Source organism: Streptococcus sp. HMSC071H03, from assembly GCF_001813035.1.
In the GTDB taxonomy this organism is placed as follows: Bacteria; Bacillota; Bacilli; order Lactobacillales; family Streptococcaceae; genus Streptococcus; species Streptococcus anginosus.
The window spans coordinates 1-220 of record NZ_KV811150.1 but is presented as its reverse complement, the minus strand read 5'-3'; the positions used below and the strand labels follow the sequence as shown (position 1 = coordinate 220).

Annotated in this window: 1 protein-coding gene; it reads right to left on the bottom strand. The window is 39.1% G+C overall.

From position 1 onward, the window contains the following. On the bottom strand, nucleotides 1–220 hold a 220-nt coding region (locus tag HMPREF2887_RS02825; RefSeq protein ID WP_148131477.1), incomplete at both ends, for an LPXTG cell wall anchor domain-containing protein.

Below are 220 nucleotides of genomic sequence, written 5' to 3'. Positions count from 1 at the left end.
AAGTGTCCTTCACTTCCATCTTTTCAATCGCTTGACCACGGTTAGCTGGCAAGTAAGAGGTTTCCAATTCAAAGTTGTAAACTTGTCCAACCTTAACTGTCTTACCACTCAATGAATTCTGGTCTTTTTGACCATCTTCAACAGTTGCTACAACATCTTTCTTCGGATTGATCTTCGGAATGTTGTTGGTTACAAGGTTTGTATCATGGATACCAGTAAA